This is a genomic window from Allobosea sp. TND4EK4 (assembly GCF_900156025.1).
In the GTDB taxonomy this organism is placed as follows: Bacteria; Pseudomonadota; Alphaproteobacteria; order Rhizobiales; family Beijerinckiaceae; genus Allobosea.
Genome location: NZ_FTMO01000004.1, coordinates 109,150 through 126,847, shown reverse-complemented (window position 1 = coordinate 126,847; position 17,698 = coordinate 109,150). Strand labels below are relative to the sequence as shown.

15 protein-coding genes are annotated in these 17,698 nt (G+C 68.0%); 5 read left to right on the top strand and 10 right to left on the bottom strand.

Annotation, left to right across the window (positions count from 1 at the left end; translation table 11 throughout):
* Positions 1-51: 51 nt before the first annotated feature.
* Positions 52-648, bottom strand: a complete 597-nt coding sequence (gene phaR, locus BW981_RS09880) for a polyhydroxyalkanoate synthesis repressor PhaR (RefSeq protein ID WP_076438614.1) — start codon at positions 646-648, stop codon at positions 52-54.
* A gap of 305 nt (positions 649-953) precedes the next feature.
* On the opposite strand from phaR, the gene BW981_RS09875 reads away from it, so the two are divergent.
* Both BW981_RS09875 and phbB read left to right on the top strand, forming a co-directional pair.
* Entirely contained in the window at positions 954-2,132 is a 1,179-nt protein-coding gene (locus BW981_RS09875) for an acetyl-CoA C-acetyltransferase (RefSeq protein ID WP_076438613.1), read from the top strand.
* A gap of 87 nt (positions 2,133-2,219) precedes the next feature.
* Positions 2,220-2,942: an acetoacetyl-CoA reductase gene (gene phbB, locus BW981_RS09870; RefSeq protein WP_076438610.1), complete on the top strand. Its 723-nt coding sequence runs from the start codon at positions 2,220-2,222 to the stop codon at positions 2,940-2,942.
* Between the two features lie 128 nt (positions 2,943-3,070).
* On the opposite strand, the gene BW981_RS09865 is transcribed toward phbB, so the two are convergent.
* Positions 3,071-4,273 carry an MFS transporter gene (locus BW981_RS09865; protein WP_076438607.1) on the bottom strand — a complete coding sequence of 401 codons (1,203 nt, stop codon included), beginning with the start codon at positions 4,271-4,273 and terminating at the stop codon, positions 3,071-3,073.
* Between the two features lie 166 nt (positions 4,274-4,439).
* Between BW981_RS09865 and BW981_RS09860 the strand changes: the two genes are divergently transcribed.
* Entirely contained in the window at positions 4,440-5,303 is an 864-nt protein-coding gene (locus tag BW981_RS09860; RefSeq protein ID WP_076438605.1) for an aromatic amino acid exporter YddG, read from the top strand.
* 42 nt (positions 5,304-5,345) lie between these two features.
* Here BW981_RS09860 and BW981_RS09855 read toward each other — a convergent pair whose 3' ends face one another.
* From BW981_RS09855 to argH, 4 genes are all read right to left on the bottom strand, one after another.
* A complete protein-coding gene (locus BW981_RS09855) occupies positions 5,346-8,072 on the bottom strand; it encodes a TIGR02302 family protein (protein WP_076438602.1) in 2,727 nt (908 codons plus the stop codon).
* Positions 8,073-8,432: 360 nt separating this feature from the next.
* Positions 8,433-9,722, bottom strand: coding sequence for a diaminopimelate decarboxylase (lysA, locus tag BW981_RS09850; protein WP_076438600.1), 1,290 nt, complete (start codon positions 9,720-9,722; stop codon positions 8,433-8,435).
* Between the two features lie 157 nt (positions 9,723-9,879).
* Positions 9,880-10,143, bottom strand: coding sequence for an LPS translocon maturation chaperone LptM (locus BW981_RS09845; protein ID WP_076438598.1), 264 nt, complete (start codon positions 10,141-10,143; stop codon positions 9,880-9,882).
* 167 nt (positions 10,144-10,310) lie between these two features.
* Entirely contained in the window at positions 10,311-11,693 is a 1,383-nt protein-coding gene (gene argH / locus BW981_RS09840; RefSeq protein WP_076438597.1) for an argininosuccinate lyase, read from the bottom strand.
* 30 nt (positions 11,694-11,723) lie between these two features.
* On the opposite strand from argH, the gene BW981_RS09835 reads away from it, so the two are divergent.
* Both BW981_RS09835 and BW981_RS09830 read left to right on the top strand, forming a co-directional pair.
* Complete coding sequence (locus tag BW981_RS09835; protein ID WP_076438595.1) at positions 11,724-12,350, top strand: thiol:disulfide interchange protein TlpA; 627 nt, start codon at positions 11,724-11,726, stop codon at positions 12,348-12,350.
* A 160-nt stretch (positions 12,351-12,510) separates the two neighbouring features.
* Entirely contained in the window at positions 12,511-14,241 is a 1,731-nt protein-coding gene (locus BW981_RS09830; protein WP_076438593.1) for a carbamoyltransferase family protein, read from the top strand.
* A 45-nt stretch (positions 14,242-14,286) separates the two neighbouring features.
* Here BW981_RS09830 and grxD read toward each other — a convergent pair whose 3' ends face one another.
* Genes grxD through purL form a run of 4 tightly spaced genes read right to left on the bottom strand, consistent with a single transcriptional unit; the run spans position 14,287 to position 17,627 of the window.
* The gene (grxD, locus tag BW981_RS09825; RefSeq protein WP_076438592.1) at positions 14,287-14,622 is read right to left on the bottom strand and encodes a Grx4 family monothiol glutaredoxin; all 336 of its coding nucleotides are present in this window, start codon (positions 14,620-14,622) and stop codon (positions 14,287-14,289) included.
* 20 nt (positions 14,623-14,642) lie between these two features.
* Positions 14,643-15,143: a DUF29 domain-containing protein gene (locus tag BW981_RS09820; RefSeq protein WP_076438590.1), complete on the bottom strand. Its 501-nt coding sequence runs from the start codon at positions 15,141-15,143 to the stop codon at positions 14,643-14,645.
* 25 nt (positions 15,144-15,168) lie between these two features.
* Positions 15,169-15,405: a BolA/IbaG family iron-sulfur metabolism protein gene (locus BW981_RS09815; protein ID WP_076438589.1), complete on the bottom strand. Its 237-nt coding sequence runs from the start codon at positions 15,403-15,405 to the stop codon at positions 15,169-15,171.
* A gap of 11 nt (positions 15,406-15,416) precedes the next feature.
* Positions 15,417-17,627 carry a phosphoribosylformylglycinamidine synthase subunit PurL gene (purL, locus tag BW981_RS09810; protein WP_139333714.1) on the bottom strand — a complete coding sequence of 737 codons (2,211 nt, stop codon included), beginning with the start codon at positions 17,625-17,627 and terminating at the stop codon, positions 15,417-15,419.
* Positions 17,628-17,698 lie beyond the last annotated feature (71 nt).

Genomic DNA, 17,698 nt, shown 5'->3' with positions numbered 1-17,698 from the left:
GAGCAGCGCCCTCGAGCGCTGCCCGTCAGGTGCAAGCTGTCCAGCGGCGGCTCATTTCGAGCGGGAGAGCTTGTCCAGCCTTTCGCGCATCTCGCTGAGCTCGCGCTTGAGATCCCCGAGATCATCGTTCTTCACCGGCTGTGCGCCGCCCTCCTGGCTGGCCTGCGCCGCGGCGGCCGTGGCCGTGAAGGGGTTGAACAGCCGGAACGCCTCGGTGAACATCTGCATGTTCGCCCGCGTCTGCGCCTGCAGCGCGTCGATGGCCGGACCGCCGAAGGCCGAGCCGCCGAAGGCCTTGCTCATCTGCTCGCGCATCTTGTTCTGCTCCTGCGCGAAGTTCTCCATCGAGAACTCCAGGAAGCGCGGCACGACCGCCTGCATGCTGTCGCCATAGAGGCGGATGAGCTGGCGCAGGAAGGTGATCGGCAGGAGGTTCTGGCCGTCCTTGGCCTCCTCGTCGAAGATGATCTGCGCCAGCACGGAGCGCGTGATGTCCTCGCCCGACTTGGCGTCGTAGACGACGAAATCCTCGCCACCGCGCACCAGCGTGGCCAGGTCTTCCAGCGTGACGTAGGAACTCGTTCCGGTGTGGTAGAGGCGCCGATTGGCGTATTTCTTGATGACGGTCGGTTCTTTGTCGCTGGCCATCGTGCCCTGCTTGACGTTGATCCGCCCCCTCCGATCATTGGCCGAAGCGATGCGGAACGTTCTCCCCAGGGAGAAACGATAGCTTTTCGCTGCTGCGCCGCAAGGTTTTTCGCGGTTGCGGCGCAAAAATCCGCCCAAGGTAGGGCCGCCTGCCGCGCATCCCGGCAACGCCGCCGAACCGGCCCGCCCATGAGGTTTGGGCAGTAAGGCTGACTTGACGCGGTCACATCGGCCTTCGAAGGTGACGCGGAAGGGCCTGCTTCGGCGGGAGCGGAGCAGGCCAGACAACAGCGAGGAACTCTCTCATGGCAGATTCGGATATCGTGATCGTCGGCGCGGCGCGCACGGCGGTCGGCGCCTTCAACGGCGCCTTCGCCAACACCCCGGCCCATGAGCTGGGCGCCGCCGCGATCAAGGAGGCGCTGAAGCGCGCCAAGGTCGACCCCGCCGATGTCGACGAGGTCATCATGGGCCAGATCCTGACCGCCGGTCAGGGCCAGAACCCGGCCCGCCAGGCCGCGATGGCCGCCGGCATCCCGCAGGAGAAGACCGCCTGGGGGCTGAACCAGCTTTGCGGCTCGGGCCTGCGCGCGGTGGCCATCGGCCTGCAGCAGATCGCCAATGGCGATGCCGACATCATCGTCGCCGGCGGCCAGGAATCGATGTCGATGGCGCAGCACGCCGCGCATCTGCGCTCTGGCACCAAGATGGGCGACCTCAAATTCATCGACACGATGATCAAGGACGGGCTCTGGGACGCCTTCCACGGCTACCACATGGGCACCACCGCCGAGAACGTCGCGACCAAATGGCAGATCAGCCGGCAGGAGCAGGACGAGTTCGCGGTGAAGTCGCAGAACAAGGCCGAGGCGGCGCAGAAGGCCGGCCGCTTCAAGGACGAGATCGTTCCCTTCACCGTTTCGACCCGCAAGGGCGACATCGTCGTCGACCAGGACGAGTACCCCCGCCACGGCGCGACCGCCGAGGCGATGGCCAAGCTGAAGCCCGCCTTCTCCAAGGACGGCACGGTCACGGCCGGCAACGCCTCGGGCATCAATGACGGCGCCGCCGCCCTGGTGATCATGAGCGCCAGGGAGGCCGCCAAGCGCGGGCTGAAGCCGCTCGCGACGATCAAGGGCTGGGCCACCGCCGGCGTCGATCCCGCCATCATGGGCACGGGGCCGATCCCGGCGACCCGCAAGGCCCTGGAGAAGGCCGGCTGGAGCGTCTCCGACCTTGATCTCGTCGAGGCCAATGAGGCCTTCGCGGCGCAGGCGATCGCGGTCAACAAGGACCTCGGCTGGAGCACCGACATCGTCAACGTCAATGGCGGGGCCATCGCCATCGGCCACCCGATCGGCGCCTCGGGCGCGCGCGTGCTGGTGACGCTGCTGCACGAGATGGAAAAGCGCGACGCCAAGAAGGGCCTCGCCACGCTCTGCATCGGCGGCGGCATGGGCGTCGCCATGGCCATCGAGCGCTGAGCGCAGCGCCACAGTACCGACGACAGACGCCCCGGCTCGAACCGGGGCGTCCCGTTCCATCAAGAAGCAGGCGAGAGGGAGACGGCCATGACGAAGGTTGCACTGGTCACGGGGGGCACGCGCGGCATCGGCGCGGCGATCAGCAAGGCGCTGCAGGAGGCCGGCCATAAGGTCGCCGCCAGCTATGCCGGCAACGACGAGGCCGCCGCCAAGTTCAAGGCCGAGACCGGCATCCCGGTGTTCAAGTGGGATGTCGGCGACTACGACGCCTGCGCGGCGGGCATCGCCAAGGTCGAGGCCGAACTCGGCCCCATCGACATCCTCGTCAACAATGCCGGCATCACCCGCGACGGCTTCTTCCACAAGATGACGAAGGAGCACTGGTCGGACGTGATCCGCACCAATCTCGACTCGCTCTTCAACATGACGCGCCCGGTGATCGAGGGCATGCGCGCCCGCAATTTCGGCCGCATCGTCGTGATCTCCTCGATCAACGGTTCGAAGGGCCAGATGGGCCAGGTGAACTATTCCGCCGCGAAGGCCGGCGATATCGGCTTCGTCAAGGCGCTGGCGCAGGAGAACGCCAACAAGGGCATCACCGTCAACGCGATCACGCCCGGCTATATCGGCACCGACATGGTCGCGGCGATGCCGGAAGCCGCCCTTCAGCGCGTGATTGCCGGCATTCCGGTCGGCCGCCTCGGCAAGCCGGAGGAGATCGCGGCGATGGTCGTCTTCCTCGCCTCCGAGCAGGGCGCCTTCGCCACCGGCGCGACCTTCGCCATCAATGGCGGGCAGTATATGGCCTGAGGCCCCGCTCGCTTCTCATACGCGTCCGCTCTCCGTCATTGCGAGGAGCGAAGCGACGAAGCAATCCAGGGGCGGCAAAGCGCCACAGCTCCTGGATGTCTTCGCTTCGCTCGCAATGAAAGACGAGATCAAACCCGCTTGCCGCCTCTCGGCAGCAGGAAGGTCAGCAGGCCGAGGGCCGGCAGCCAGGCGCAGAGCTTGAACACGGCGATGATGCCGATCTGGTCGGCGAGCGCGCCGATGGCCGCCGCCGCCACGCCGCCGAGGCCGAAGGACAGCCCGTAGAACAGGCCGCCGACCAGCCCGATGCGGTGCGGCACGAGGTCGATCGCATAGATCAGGATCGCCGAGAAGGCGCTCGCCATGATGAAGCTGACGATCACGCTGAGCACGCCGGTCCAGAACAGGTCGGCATAGGGCAGCATCAGCGCGAAGGGCAGCGAGCCGAGAATCGACAGCCAGATCACCCGGTCGCGGCCGATCCGGTCCCCGATCATCCCGCCGAGGATGACGCCGACGGCGCCGACGACGAGATAAAGGAACAGCATGATCTGCGAGAGCTGCACCTCGATGCCGAAGCGCTGGATCAGGTAGAAGGTGTAGTAGGAGGTGAAGGCGGCGGTGTAGCCGTTCTTGGAGATCAGCAGGACGATCAGAACCGCCATGGCCAGCATCACCCGCCCCTTGGGCAGGCCGTGGCTGGCGACATCCTCGGCATGCCCCTTGGACGACGCCTGCTCGCGCCGCATCGCGGCATAGCGCGAGCCGATCCAGCCCATCAGCGCCATCGCCAGCAGCACGACGCCGGAGAACCAGGACAGGCTCTCCTGCCCGCGCGGCATCACCACGGCCGCCGCCAGCAGCGGGCCGACCGCATAGCCGACATGGCCACCGACCTGGAACACGCCCTGCGCCAGCCCCTGCCGCCCCGCGGCGGCATGACGGGCCATCCGCGTGGCCTCGGGATGGAAGACAGCCGATCCGAGCCCGATCAGCCCCGCCGCCAGCAGCACCAGCGCATAGCTGTGCGCGAAGGAAAGCAGCAGCAGCCCGGCCAGCGTCGAGCACATGCCGGCCACCATCGCATAGGGCCACGGCCTGCGATCGGTGACATAGCCCAGCAGCGGCTGCAGCAGCGACGACGTTACCTGGAAGGCCAGCGTGATGAAGCCGATCTGCATGAAGTCGAGCTTGTAGGTGTCCTTGATCAGCGGATAGAGCGCCGGGATCATCGACTGGACGAGGTCGTTCAGCAGATGGGCGAGGCTGAGCGCGGCCAGCACCGGCATCAGCGGGCGGCGGGCGATCGTCTGGAGCGGGATCGTGGTCATCTCCGACGCATGCTGCGCCTTTTGCCCCGGGTCAACAGGGGCGCAAGCATGGCTTCCATGGCTGGCAAGCCGTGCTGCGGCGCAAAATGCCGGTTTGGCCGCGGCGATGGCTGGCATCGCCTGCCGAAGCTGCTATCGGACAGACAAGGCAAGCCGACGAGCGCTCATGACCATCCGCACCGCCACCCTCATCGGCTTCTGCGCCATCCTGCTCTGGTCGACCTTGGCCCTGTTCACGGCGATGTCGGGCCGGGTCCCGCCCTTCCAGCTCGTCGGGCTGACCTTCCTGATCGGCGGATTGCTGATCCTCGCTGTCGCGGGCCTGCGCGGGCAGCTCTCCCGCATCCGCCCGACGCCGGCCTCGCTCGCGCTCGGCATCTACGGCCTGTTCGGCGACACCGCGCTCTACTACGCCGCGGTAAAGACGGCGCCGCCTGCGGAAGCGAACCTGATCCATTACCTCTGGCCGCTGCTGATCGTCCTCTTCGCCGCGCTGCTGCCGGGCGCGGGCCTGAAGCCGCGCCATCTCGTCGGCGCGCTCATCGGCCTCGTCGCCACCGCGCTTCTCGTCTCGGGCGGGCTGACCGGCGGAACCGGGCTCGCCCCCGGCCATGTCTTCGCCGCGCTCGGCGCCTTCGTCTGGGCGAGCTATTCGGTGGCCTCGCGGCGTTTCGCTGCCGTGCCCTCGGAAAGCCTCTGCGTCACCATGCTGGTCTGCGCCGGCCTCGCCTTTGCCTGCCACGCCGCCTTCGAGACCACGCTGTGGGCGCCGAGCATCGTCGAATGGGCCGGTGTCTTCGGGCTCGGGCTGGGCTCGATCGGGCTCGCCTTCGTGGTCTGGGACATCGGCATGAAGCAGGGCGACGTCGCCTTGCTCGGCGTCGCCTCCTATGCCGCTCCGGTGCTCTCGACGCTGATCCTGGTCCTGTTCGGCTATGCCCCGGCGAGCCTGATGCTGGCGGCCTCCTGCGCGATGATCGTCATCGGGGCGCTGGTGGCGAGCGGGGCCGGGCGGACATCGGACGCCTGAGAAGGCGCGGGTTCCCCGCGCTTCGAAAGGTACGGGCTTCCGTCAGTTCCGCCTGAGCAGCCGCTCCAGATAATCCAGCTCCTCCTGCGGGCGCAGCGGGTCGCCGAGCCGCTTGCGCAGCTCCTCGAGGATGCGGCGTGCGCGCTGGGTCGCGCCCTCGTCGGCACCGGGCACCTTGACCCGACCATCCGACCAGTCGCGCTGGCGCTGCGGCCGGCCGAGCGGGTCCTCGCTGCCGCGCTGCTGGGCGGAAGGCCGGCCAGCGGGGCGCCCGTCGGGCTCGCCATAGGCCTGGCCCTCGCCCTCGCCGGGCTGGCCTTCCTGCATCTGCTGGGCCAGCTTCTGGCCGCCGCGGCGAAGGGCATCGAGAGCCTTGCCCTGTGCGTCGAGCGCGCCGTCGCCCTGCCCCTGCCCGAGCTGCCGCTCGGCCTCGCGCATCGCCTCCTCGGCCTCGCCGAGCTCGCCATTCTGCGGCGCGCCCATCCCGCGCATCTTGCGCTGGAGGTCCTGCAGGCGTTCGCGCAGGGCCTGCTGGCGCTGGGACAGGCCTTGCCCACCTTGGCCCTGTCCGTTCTGGCCCTGCATGCCCTCGCCGTCTTCGCCGTCCTGCCCCTGCTCGCCTTGCTGGCCCTGGCCCCTTTGCCCCTGCTGTCCGCGTTGGCCCTGCTGTCCCTGCTGGCCGCGCTGGCCGGGCCGCGCCTGCTGCTGGCCGGGGCGCTGGCCGCGCTGCGTCTGGCCCTGCCGGCGTTGCTCGTTCCGGTAGGTCTCGTCGCGCAGGTTCTGCTGGTCGCGCGTCATCCGGTCGAGATCGCCCAGCGCCTGCCCCATCTCGTTCTGGCGCTGCTGGCCCGGCCGCGCCATCTGGAGATTGTTGAGCATCTGGTTGAGCTGCTCCATCAGCCGCTGCGCCTCGGCCATGTCGCCGCGCTTCGACAGCTCCTCGATGCGGTCGAGCATGTTCTGCAGGTCGCGCGGCGTCACCGTGCGGAAGTTCTCAGGCAGCTGCGCCTGGTCGCGGTCGCCGTTCTGCTGCTGCTGGCGCATCATCTGCTCGGCGAGCTGGCGCATGTAGTTGTCCATCGCCTTGCGCATCTCGTCGGTCAGCTTCTTGATGTCCTCCTCGGACGCGCCGCGCTCCAGCGCCTGCTGCAAATTCTCCTGCGCCTGGCGCAGTGCCCGCTCGGCATCGGTCATGCCGCCATCCTCGAGCTGGAGCGCCAGCGCCCACATCAGCTCGGAAACCTCGACCAGCTCGGCGTCGCTGCCGGCCTTGCGCAGGCGCTCGGTCAGCATCCGCATGCCGAGATAGGTGCCCTTCTCCTTCATGAAGAGATCGGGCTCGATCATCAGCGCGTCCATGCCGAGCTGCACGAGCCGGCGGTCGTCGACATTCATCACCAGCTTGCGCCGCTGCTCGACCAGCGCCTTGGCGAGCGGGTTGGTGAAGGTGCGCTGCGGCAGCACGATCTCGACCGGCTCGCTGCGGCCTTCCTGCCCGGCCTCGTCCTTGGCGACGAGCACCATGCGAACCCTGGCGCCGGCCCAGGGATGGGCGGAGAAATCCACCGTGCCCTTCTGGTCCTCGTCGCCGGAGGCGGAGGACGGCACGGCGAGGTTCTGCTTCGGCGGCTCGACCAGCGCCCGGCCCGCCTTGGCCCCGGCATCCGGCCGCGAGACGTTCACCTCGATCGAGGCGAGGCCGTAATCGTCCCTGGCCCGGTAAATGATGCCCAGTCCGCCGGACTGCGCGCCGACGATGGCCTTGGGCGGCTCGGAAAAGCGAATCGTCGGCGGCTGGTCGGCGATGGCGGTGAGGGTCAGCGTCGTGCCGGGGGCCCCGCTGCCGGTGAGCTTCAGCGTGCCGTTGCCGGCGAGGGTGTAGCGCCGCTCCAGCACGGCCTGCTGCTGGCCGGGCGCCGGCTGGGCGGGCGCCGCGGCGGCCTTGTCGCCGGACGCGCCCTTGGCCTGCTGCCTGTCCTTCTCCTCCGGCTTGACCAGGTCGAGACGGCCCGTGGTCGCGACGTCGATCCCGGTCCTGCCGGCAACGCGCACGACGATCACCGACTTCTCCGGCGCGCTGATGGTGGAGCTCGCCAGCTTGGCGAAGTCGATCAGGACCGGCGGCAGCCGCGTATAGGCCGGCGGATCGATCCAGGCGTCGATGCGGGTCGAGGGCGTGACGCCGGGCGGCCCCTGCCAGTCGAAGGCGGCGGAGAGGCGCTGCGTCGCCTCAGGCCCGGCGACGAAGAAGGCAGCGACGGCCGCGAGCAGCGGCACGGCGCGCAGGGCGAGCTTGTCGTGGGCGGCCATGCGCGGCTGCGGCGCGGCAACCTTGAGCCCGGCGACATGCCGGCTCTGGCGCTCGACATGCAGCTTCCACAGCGCCTGGGAAACAGGGTCGGCCGAACCGACGGCGAGGCTGTCGTCCAGCGTCGAGGCGGGCCGATGGCCGCCGGAGAACGAGCTGTCGAGCCGGGCCAGACTCTCGCGATAGGTCGGCAGCACCGTCCGCGCCACCTGCCAGAGGCTCGCCGCGAGCGCGGCGAGGAAGAGAACGACGCCGGCGATACGCCCAAACCAGGGCAGATGCGTCCACAGGCCGAACCAGGAGACGGCGAGGAAGGCGAGCACGACGCCGAGCGGCAGCCAGATCCGCGGCCACAGCCGCTCCCAGCCGAGCGACACCCGCGAAGCCAGCGCGAGACGGCGCAGCCGGAGCCGGACGCCGTCGATCGTGTCGGGCGCCTTGCGGCGCTCTGCCTCGCTCATGCCATCGCTCCGGGCAGCCCCCATTCGCCGTTCGGTATCGCAATGATCTCAGGCTAGCACGGGAATGTGGCGTGACCAGCCCCCCGATCATCACGCATCCGATAGGAGGCGACCATGATGATCGGTCTCAGCCCGTCCGGCTTTGCACCCTGCTCCACGTTTCGTGAACGGCAACCGCTCGGAACCCTCTCCCGGAGGGAAAGGGCAGCGTGAGGGTAGGCCGTTGGACGCTTGGGCACTCCCCAAACCGCTGGCGGTGAGGAGTTGCCTCGCCGGTCCACGGGCCGACACCTCACCCCTGCCCCTGTCTTTACAGGAGAGGGATTTCCCGTGCCCCTTCCGGAGAGAAAACGAGGCGGTTCACGCCAGCCACCCCGGCAGCCGGTCCATCCCGATCAGCTCGTCATAGCTCTGGCGCGGGCGCGTGACGGCGTATCGGTCGCCCTTCACCAGCACCTCTGGCACGAGCAGGCGCTGGTTGTAGGTGGAGGACATCGAGGCGCCATAGGCCCCCGCCGTCATGAAGGCGATGAGGTCGCCCGGCGCCATCCTCGGCAGGCTGCGGCCGGTGGTGAAGGTATCGCCCGATTCGCAGATCGGCCCGACCACGTCATAGGCGACGCTTGGCGCATCCGCCGGCTGTTCCGCCACCGGCCAGATCTCGTGATAGGCCTCGTACATCGCCGGCCGGACGAGGTCGTTCATCGCCGCATCGACGACGAGGAACTGCTTGGTGGGGCGCGGATTGAGATGCAGCACCCTGGTCAGCAGGATGCCCGCATTGCCGACGATCAGGCGCCCGGGCTCGAAACCGAGCTCGACATCGAGCCCCTTGGTCACCTTGCCGACCATTGCCGCATAGGCCTCGATCAGCTCGGGGCCATGATCGAAATCATGGGGCACGTCGTAGGGAATGCCGAGCCCGCCGCCGAGATCGAGCCGGTCCACGCGGTGCCCTTCGCCGCGCAAATCGCCGACCAGCGCCACCATTTTCGTATAGGCGGCCTCGAAAGCGTCCGTTTCCCGGATCTGGCTGCCGATATGGACGGCCAGTCCCATGATGCGCACGCCGGGAAGATTGGCCGCGCGCGCATAGAGCCGCCCGACCTCCTCGAAGGAGACGCCGAACTTGTTCTCGGACGATCCGGTCGTGATCTTGGCGTGGCCGCCGGCGCCGATATCCGGATTGACGCGGAATACCGCCTCCTGCCGCTTGCCGAGCGACGCCGCGACCCTCGAGAGCAGCTCGAGCTCGCCCTCGGTCTCGATATTGACCTGGTAGATCCCGGCCTCGACCGCGAAACGCAGCTCCTGCTCGCTCTTGCCGACGCCGGAGAACACGATCCTGCTCGCGGGAATGCCGGCGGCCAGCGCCTTGCGCACCTCGCCCTCCGAGACCGTGTCGACGCCGGCCCCGAGCGCGCCCAGCGTCTTCAGCACGCCGAGATTGCCGTTCGCCTTCATCGCGTAGAAGACATGCGCCTTGCCGGCCGGCGCGGCGCGCTTCACCGCCTCGGCAAAGAGCGTGTAATGCCGCTCGATCGTCGCGCTGGAATAGACATAGACCGGCGTGCCGACCTCCGCCGCGATCCGGGCGAGATCGACGCCTTCGGCATGGAGGGAACCGTCGCGATAGGCGAAATGATGCATGGATACCAACTTTGAGAAGATCGACTCAAACCCGCTCCGTCATCCCGGACGGAGCGAAGCGGAGATCGGGGATCCATGCCTGAACGCCGCCGGCAGGCGCTCCGGCATGGATCCCGGGTCTCCCTGACGGTCGCCCGGGATGACGGCGTGGTTCGGTTCACATCAGCGGATCGAGGATGAACGGCTTGTTCGGCACGGTGATCGCGCGGTTGGCCTTGGCCGGCTTGGCGAGCACGGAGGCCGAGCCGATCTCGGGCACGTCGCTGGGCTGCGCGCCGACCTGGTTGTCCGGCAGATCGACCGCGCCGCTGACATTCGGCGGCGGCTCGAGCGGACCCTTGCGACCGCAGGCGCCAAGCGCGACGCCGAGAAGGCCGACGACCAGCAGGGCACGGCCGAATTTCAAACCTGGTTGAAGCACGAAGACGAACCCTCGGACGAAGCGTGGCGGGACTGTAGCGGAGGACGCGGCCGAGTGCGAGGCTCTCGGCTGCGTCATTCTCGGGCGAAACGGGGCTTCGCCCGAGAAAATCGTGACACGAAGCCACCGGCTTTCGAGAGGCTCGGATCGAGCCCGAGCATGACGCGCTATCTGGACAGCTGCTTCAGCCAGCGCCGCGCCTGCTTGCGGACATTGGCCGGCGCCGTGCCGCCATAGCTCGTGCGGCTCTTGACCGACTGGTCGACGCCGAGCACCGCGAAGACCGCCTCCGTGATCTGCGGCTCGACCGCCTGCATCTCGGCGAGCGAGAGCTTCTCAAGCCCCACCTTCTTCTCCGAGGCGATGCCGACGAGCCGGCCGGTGACATGGTGAGCGTCGCGGAACGGCATCTTCAGCACCCGCACCAGCCAGTCGGCGAGATCGGTCGCGGTGGCATAGCCGAATCCGGCAGCCTTCTTCATCGTCTTCAGGTCGGGCTGCATGTCGCGGACCATGCCGGTCATGGCGGCCAGGCAGAGCGAGATCGTCTGCAGGGCGTCGAAGGTGCCTTCCTTGTCCTCCTGCATGTCCTTGGAATAGCTCAGCGGCAGGCCCTTCATCATCGTCAGCAGCGCCTGCAGCGCCCCGAAGACGCGCCCCGCCTTGCCGCGCACCAGCTCGGCCGCATCCGGATTGCGCTTCTGCGGCATGATCGAGGAGCCGGTCGAGAAGGCGTCCGAGAGCCTGATGAAGCCGAATTGCGGCGTCGCCCACAGCACGATCTCCTCGGCCAGCCGGGAGAGGTGCATCGCGCAGATCGAGGCCGCCGAGAGCGTCTCCAGCACGAAATCGCGGTCCGAGACCGAATCGAGCGAATTCGCCGTCGGCCGGTCGAAGCCGAGCGCCTTCGCCGTCATGTGCCGGTCGATCGGGAAGGAGGTACCGGCCAGCGCGGCGGCACCCAGCGGACATTCGTTGAGGCGGGCGCGGGCATCGCGGACGCGGCCGCGGTCGCGGCCGAGCATCTCGACATAGGCGAGGAGATGGTGGCCGAAGGTGACCGGCTGCGCCGATTGCAGATGGGTGAAGCCCGGCATCACCGCGCCGGCATAGATGTCGGCCTTCTCGGCCAGCGCCTGCTGGAGGTCGCGCATCTGCCCGTCGAGCTCGTCGAGCGTGTCGCGCACCCACAGCCGCATGTCGGTCGCGACCTGGTCGTTGCGCGAGCGGGCCGTGTGGAGCCGGCCGGCGGCGAGGCCGATCCTGTCCTTGAGACTGGACTCGACGTTCATATGCACGTCTTCGAGCGCCCGCGAGAAGGTGAAGGTCCCGGCCTCGATCTCGCCTTCGACGCTCTTCAGCCCTTCGGTGATCGTCGCCACATCGTCCCTGGTCAGGATCCCGGTCTCCGCCAGCATCGCCGCATGCGCCAGAGAGCCGCGGATATCCTGCCGCCAGAGCGTCTTGTCGAAGTCGATCGAGGCGTTGATCTCCTCCATGATGGCGTCGGGACCTGTGGCGAAACGCCCACCCCACATGCGATTGCTCACGGCGGTCTTTCCTGCTTTTGAGGACGCGCGATGACGTCAGGAACGAAGATCGGTGTGGCCCTCGGGGTCGTGGCGGCGCTCGGCCTCGCAGGCGTGGCGGCCTTCTACTCCCTCGCGGGCGATGCCGGCAACGGATCATGCAAGGCCGCGCGCCAGACAGCCGCGCGCATGACGCCGCTGGCGAAGGGCGAGGTCGCGGCTGTCGAGATCCGCAAGGACCCTCAGCCGGCGCCTGAGCTCGCCTTCACGGGGCCGGACGGCCAGCCGATGACGCTCGCCGCGCTCAAGGGCAAGACCCTGCTCGTCAATCTCTGGGCGACCTGGTGCGCGCCCTGCCTCAAGGAAATGCCGGCCCTCGATGCGCTGCAGAAGGCGATGGGCGGGCCGGACTTCGCCGTGGTCGCGATCAACATCGACACCCGCAATCTCGACAAGCCGAAGGCCTGGCTCGCCGAGAACAAGGTCACTGCCCTGCCCTTCTATGGCGATCCGCAGGCCGCGACCTTCCAGGCGCTGCGCGCCGCGCACAAGGTCGAGGGCATGCCGGTCAGCATCATCGTCGACAGGCAAGGCTGCGAACTCGGCATTCTCCAGGGACCGGCCGACTGGGCCAGCGCGGATTCGAAGGCTTTGATGGCGGCCGCGACCGGCCGCTGAACGGCCAGGGCGGCCATAGGCCTTAACCGGGAAACCACGGCCGGTGAGGATCAAGCCTGGCGGCTCGCCCGGCCGTGGGTTCCGGGTTCTCGCTGCGCGAGCCCCGGAATGACAGCTCGCGATTGCCTGCCGCGTCCCCCTGCGCCATATCCTGCGGCCCATGACCTATACGATCGGCCTCGCCACCACCTTCCACGACCCCGCCCTCGCCATCATCGGGCCCGATGGCGAGGTGCTCTTTGCCGAGGCCACCGAGCGCTACCTGCAATACAAGCGCGCGCCGAACTGCGAGCCGGATTCGGCGCCGCGCATGGAAGGGCTGCTGAAGCGCTACATTCCCAAGGGCGCCGGGGTCCGCATCGCCACGAGCTGGGGCGAGGATTTCACCGGCTTCCTCGACCAGATGGCGCGGGCCGGCTCCTTCACGCTGGAAGCCTTGCTCAAGCTCTCGCCCGAGCTGAACCGCTCGCTGGTGCCGGAGCGGACGGAACGGGCGCTGATCGCCTCGCTCCATCTGGGCCAGCAGCGCGCCGGCATGGGTGTCCTGCTCGGGCTCGACCGGGCCTATGGCGAGGCCAACGTCACCGGCCTGAAGCGTTATGGCCACCATCTCAGCCACGCCGCCTATGCCTGCTGGTCCTCGCCTTTCGACAACGCCGCCTGCCTCGTCGTCGACGGCATGGGCGAGACCGGCGCCTCCGCCATCTTCGCCCTCGAGGGCGGCAAGCTGCGCGAAGTGAAGCGCCATCGCGGCCGGGAATCGATCGGCTTCTATTTCGGGCTCGTCACCGATCTCGCCGGTTTCGACCAGGCCAAGGGCGAGGAATGGAAGATCATGGGGCTTGCCCCCTATGGCAAGACCGACCCGGAGCTGATGGCGCTGCTGCGCAAGCTCTACAGCATCGAGGGCCACAAGCTTGCCTTCGCCAAGGCGGATGTCGTGCAGGCCGTCGCCGCCGAGATTCTCGCGAAACGCCCGGCCGACGCGCTCGACCAGGGCTGGGCGGACCTTGCCCGCTGCGGGCAGGATGTTTTCGCCGAGATGATGGAGGCGCTGCTCGGCGAAGCCGCGGTGCTGGTCCCGAGCGAAAACCTCGTGCTTGCCGGCGGCTGCGCGCTCAATTCCTCCTTCAACGGCAGGATCGCGGGCCGCCACGGCTTCACGAGCGTCTTCGTGCCCTCCGCCCCCGCCGATGACGGCAACGCCATCGGCGCCGCCTGGCTCGCCCACGCGGAAGCTAACCCCGACTGGCGCGCGCCGAAGGGACCGCTCACGCCCTATCTCGGCTCGACCGTCTCGACCGAGCCCTTCGAGCGCATGCAGCGTTGGGAAAAACGCCTGCGAAAGCTCTCCCCTGACGAGATCGCGCCGGTGACGGCAAAGCTCCTCACCGAAGGCAAGCTGATCGGCTGGGTGCAGGGCCGCGCCGAGTTCGGCCCGCGCGCGCTCGGGAACCGCTCGATCATCGCCGATCCCCGCCCCGCCGATGCCAAGGACATCCTCAACGCCAAGGTGAAATACCGCGAGGCCTTCCGCCCCTTCGCACCCTCGATCCTGGCGGAGCACGCCGCCGACTGGTTCGAGAACTATCAGGACGCGCCCTATATGGAGCGCACGCTGGTCTGGAAGGAAGCGGTGCGCGACCGTGTGCCGGCCGTGGTGCATGAAGACGCGACCGGCCGCCTGCAGAGTGTCACGGCCGAGCGCAACCCGCGCTATCACGCCCTGATCTCGGCCTTCCACGAACTGACCGGCGTGCCGGTCGTCCTGAACACCTCCTTCAACATCATGGGCAAGCCGATCCTGCACACGGCGGAAGACGCGATCCTGATGTTCTACACCAGCGGGCTCGACGCGCTGGTGGTGGAGGACTGGCTGCTTCTCAAATGAAAAGGCCGGCTGACGCCGGCCTCGTTGCGAAGCGTGACGCCGGCCTCAGCTCGCCTGCTTCACCGCGATGCCCTTCTCCTCGAAGAGCGCCTGCAGCTCGCCAGCCTGGAACATCTCGCGGGTGATGTCGCAGCCGCCGACAAACTCGCCCTTGACGTAGAGCTGCGGGATCGTCGGCCAGTTCGAATAGGTCTTGATGCCCTCGCGGATCTCCTGATCCTCGAGCACGTTCACGCCTTTGAACGGCACGCCGACATAGGACAGGATCTGCACCACCTGCCCCGAGAAGCCACACATCGGGAATTGCGGCGTGCCCTTCATGAAGAGCACGACATCGGCGGACTTCACCTCGGCATCGATGCGGGCGTTGGTGTCGGACATGAGCTTGATCCTGTGTTGAGTCAGTGGCTTGAAGACGGCTTGCCGAGCAGCGTTTCGAGGCCGCTGCGATGATCGAAAGCCGCGTCCAGAAGCTGGTCGAGTTCGAAGGGGCTCTTCGTCGGAATCCCCGGCGGGATACGAATACCGTAGATTCGAAGCGTGTCGGCAGCGAACCTGAAAGCACCCTGCCAGATCGCGTCGATGTCGAGATGTTGCCGCATCGACGGGCGGTAATCCTCGCGCGCCTCGGCGAGCGCCCGGTTGGTCTCGCCCTCCCAGACTCGGCAGGACAGCGCATCGGGATCGCAATAGGCCTTGAGGATGTGCTTGAGCGCGACGCGCATATGCGATGCAACGGCCTTCAACTCGCTTCGCCCCAAGGTCTCGATCTCCTCGACAATGTTCTGCCAGTCGATGGAGTTCGAAAGCTCAGGCCGAGCGCGCACGAGTTCGCGAATGGCCTGAGACTGCTGCTCGGCCCAGGCGACGATGTCGTCCTCGTAAAGCGTATCGGCCGGCATGGCAGCCTCCGCGGAAACTCGTCCCCTAATTCTGGGGAACCGAGGTCGTCAGCGCAAGGGCGTGCAGGACGCCGCCCATGTTCCCCTGCAGCGCGGCATAGACCATCTGGTGCTGCTGCACCCGGGTCTTGCCCTTGAAGGCGGCCGAGGTCACGGTCGCCGCATAGTGGTCGCCGTCGCCGGCGAGATCCTTGATCTCGACGATCGCGTCCGGCAGCGCCGCCTTGATCATCGCCTCGATGTCGTGGGCATCCATCGCCATGGCGGTTCTCCTCAGGCGGCCTTGCCGGCCATGTAGGACGGCAGCCAGTCTTCGTGGATGCTGCGCAGATCGGTGATCGCCAGCGCCGGCTCGCCCGGCAGGCTGAGCGAAACGCCGCCCGTCCGGCCGATGGCAAGCGCCGGCACGCTGGCCGCCTTCGCCGCTGCGAGGAGCGCGTCCGCCTCGGCGGCAGGCACCGCCAGGACATAGCGCGCCTGGTCTTCGCCGAAGAGCACGGCATGAGCCGGGCCGGCCGGCAGCGTCTCGATCGTCGCGCCGATGCCTTTCGCCATCGCCATCTCGGCGAGCGCCACGGCGAGCCCGCCATCCGACAGGTCATGACAGGTCGTGACCTTGCCGGACTCGATCAGCCCGCGGACGAAATCGCCGTTGCGGCGCTCGATGGTGAGGTCGACCGGCGGCGGGGCGCCTTCCTCACGGCCGCAGACGGTGGCGAGATAGGCGCTCTGGCCGAGCCAGCCCGCGGTCTCGCCGATCAGGATGATCGCCTCGCCCTCGGCCTTGAAGGCGACGGTCGCATGCTTCGTCACATCGGCCATGACGCCGACGCCGCCGATGGTCGGGGTGGGCAGGATCGAGACGCCGTTGGTCTCGTTGTAGAGTGAGACGTTGCCGGAGACGACCGGGAAGTCGAGCGCCGTGCAGGCCTCGCCGATGCCCTTGATGCAGCCGACGAGCTGGCCCATCACCTCGGGCTTCTCCGGATTGCCGAAGTTCAGGTTGTCGGTGATCGCGAGCGGCCTGGCGCCGGTGGCGGTGAGGTTGCGCCAGGCTTCCGCCACCGCCTGCTTGCCGCCCTCGAACGGGTCGGCCTCGCAGTAGCGCGGGGTGACGTCGGCCGTCATGGCGAGGCCCTTGGGCCCGTCCTCGATGCGGATCACGCCGGCATCGCCGCCGGGCGTCACCACGGAATTGCCGAGGATCAGCGTGTCGTACTGCTCCCAGATCCAGCGCTTGGACGACAGGTCCGGCGAGCCGATCAGCTTCCTGAGCGCGTCGGCGTTCCCGCAAGGCGGGGTCACGCTCTCGGGCGCGACGCGCTGCTGCGGCGGGGTCTCGATCCAGGGCCGGTCATATTCGGGCGCCTCGTCGCCGAGCTCCTTGATCGGCAGGTCGGCCATGACCTCGCCCTGGTGCTTCACGACGAAGCGGAGGCTGTCGGTGGTGTGGCCGATGACGGCGAAATCGAGCCCCCATTTGCGGAAGATCGCCTCGGCGGCGTCCTCATGCCCCGGCTTGATCACCATGAGCATGCGCTCCTGGCTCTCGGAGAGCATCATCTCATAGGCGCTCATGCCCTCCTCGCGGCAGGGCACCTTGTCGAGGTCGAGCTCGACGCCGAGGTCGCCCTTGGCGCCCATCTCCACGGCCGAGCAGGTCAGGCCCGCCGCGCCCATGTCCTGGATCGCATCGACATGGCCGGCGGCCATGATCTCGAGGCAGGCCTCGAGCAGCAGCTTCTCGGCGAAGGGGTCGCCGACCTGCACGGTCGGGCGCTTCTCCTCCGACTTGTCGTCGAATTCGGCCGAGGCCATGGTCGCGCCGTGGATGCCGTCGCGGCCGGTCTTGGAGCCGAGATAGACGATCGCCTTCCCGACGCCCGAGGCCTTGGCGTAGAAGATTTCGTCGGCCCGGGCGATGCCGACCGCCATGGCGTTGACCAGGATGTTGCCGTCATAGCGGCTGTGGAAGCCCGTTGCGCCGCCGACATTCGGCACGCCGAAGGAATTGCCGTAGCCGCCGATGCCGGCGACGACGCCGGAGACGAGATGGCGCGTGCGCGGATGCTCCGGCGAGCCGAAGCGCAGCGCGTCGAGCACCGCGATCGGTCGCGCGCCCATGGTGAAGACGTCGCGCAGGATGCCGCCAACGCCCGTCGTGGCCCCCTGATAGGGCTCGATGAAGGAGGGGTGGTTGTGGCTCTCCATCTTGAAGACGATCGCGGTGCCGTCGCCGATGTCGATGACGCCGGCATTCTCGCCCGGGCCCTGGATCACCCAGGGCGCCTTGGTCGGCAGCGTCTTCAGATGGATCTTCGACGACTTGTAGGAGCAGTGCTCGTTCCACATCGCCGAGACGATGCCGAGCTCGGTGATCGTCGGCTCGCGGCCGATCAGGTGCAGGAAGCGCTGATACTCGTCCGGCTTCAGGCCGTGCTCGGCCACAAGCTGCGGGGTGATCTTGATGTCGTTCGGAATCACGGGCTCAGGCTTCCTGGCGGTCCGGCGGGCGATGGAGGCGGCATAACCCGTGTGCGGCTGCGAGACAACGT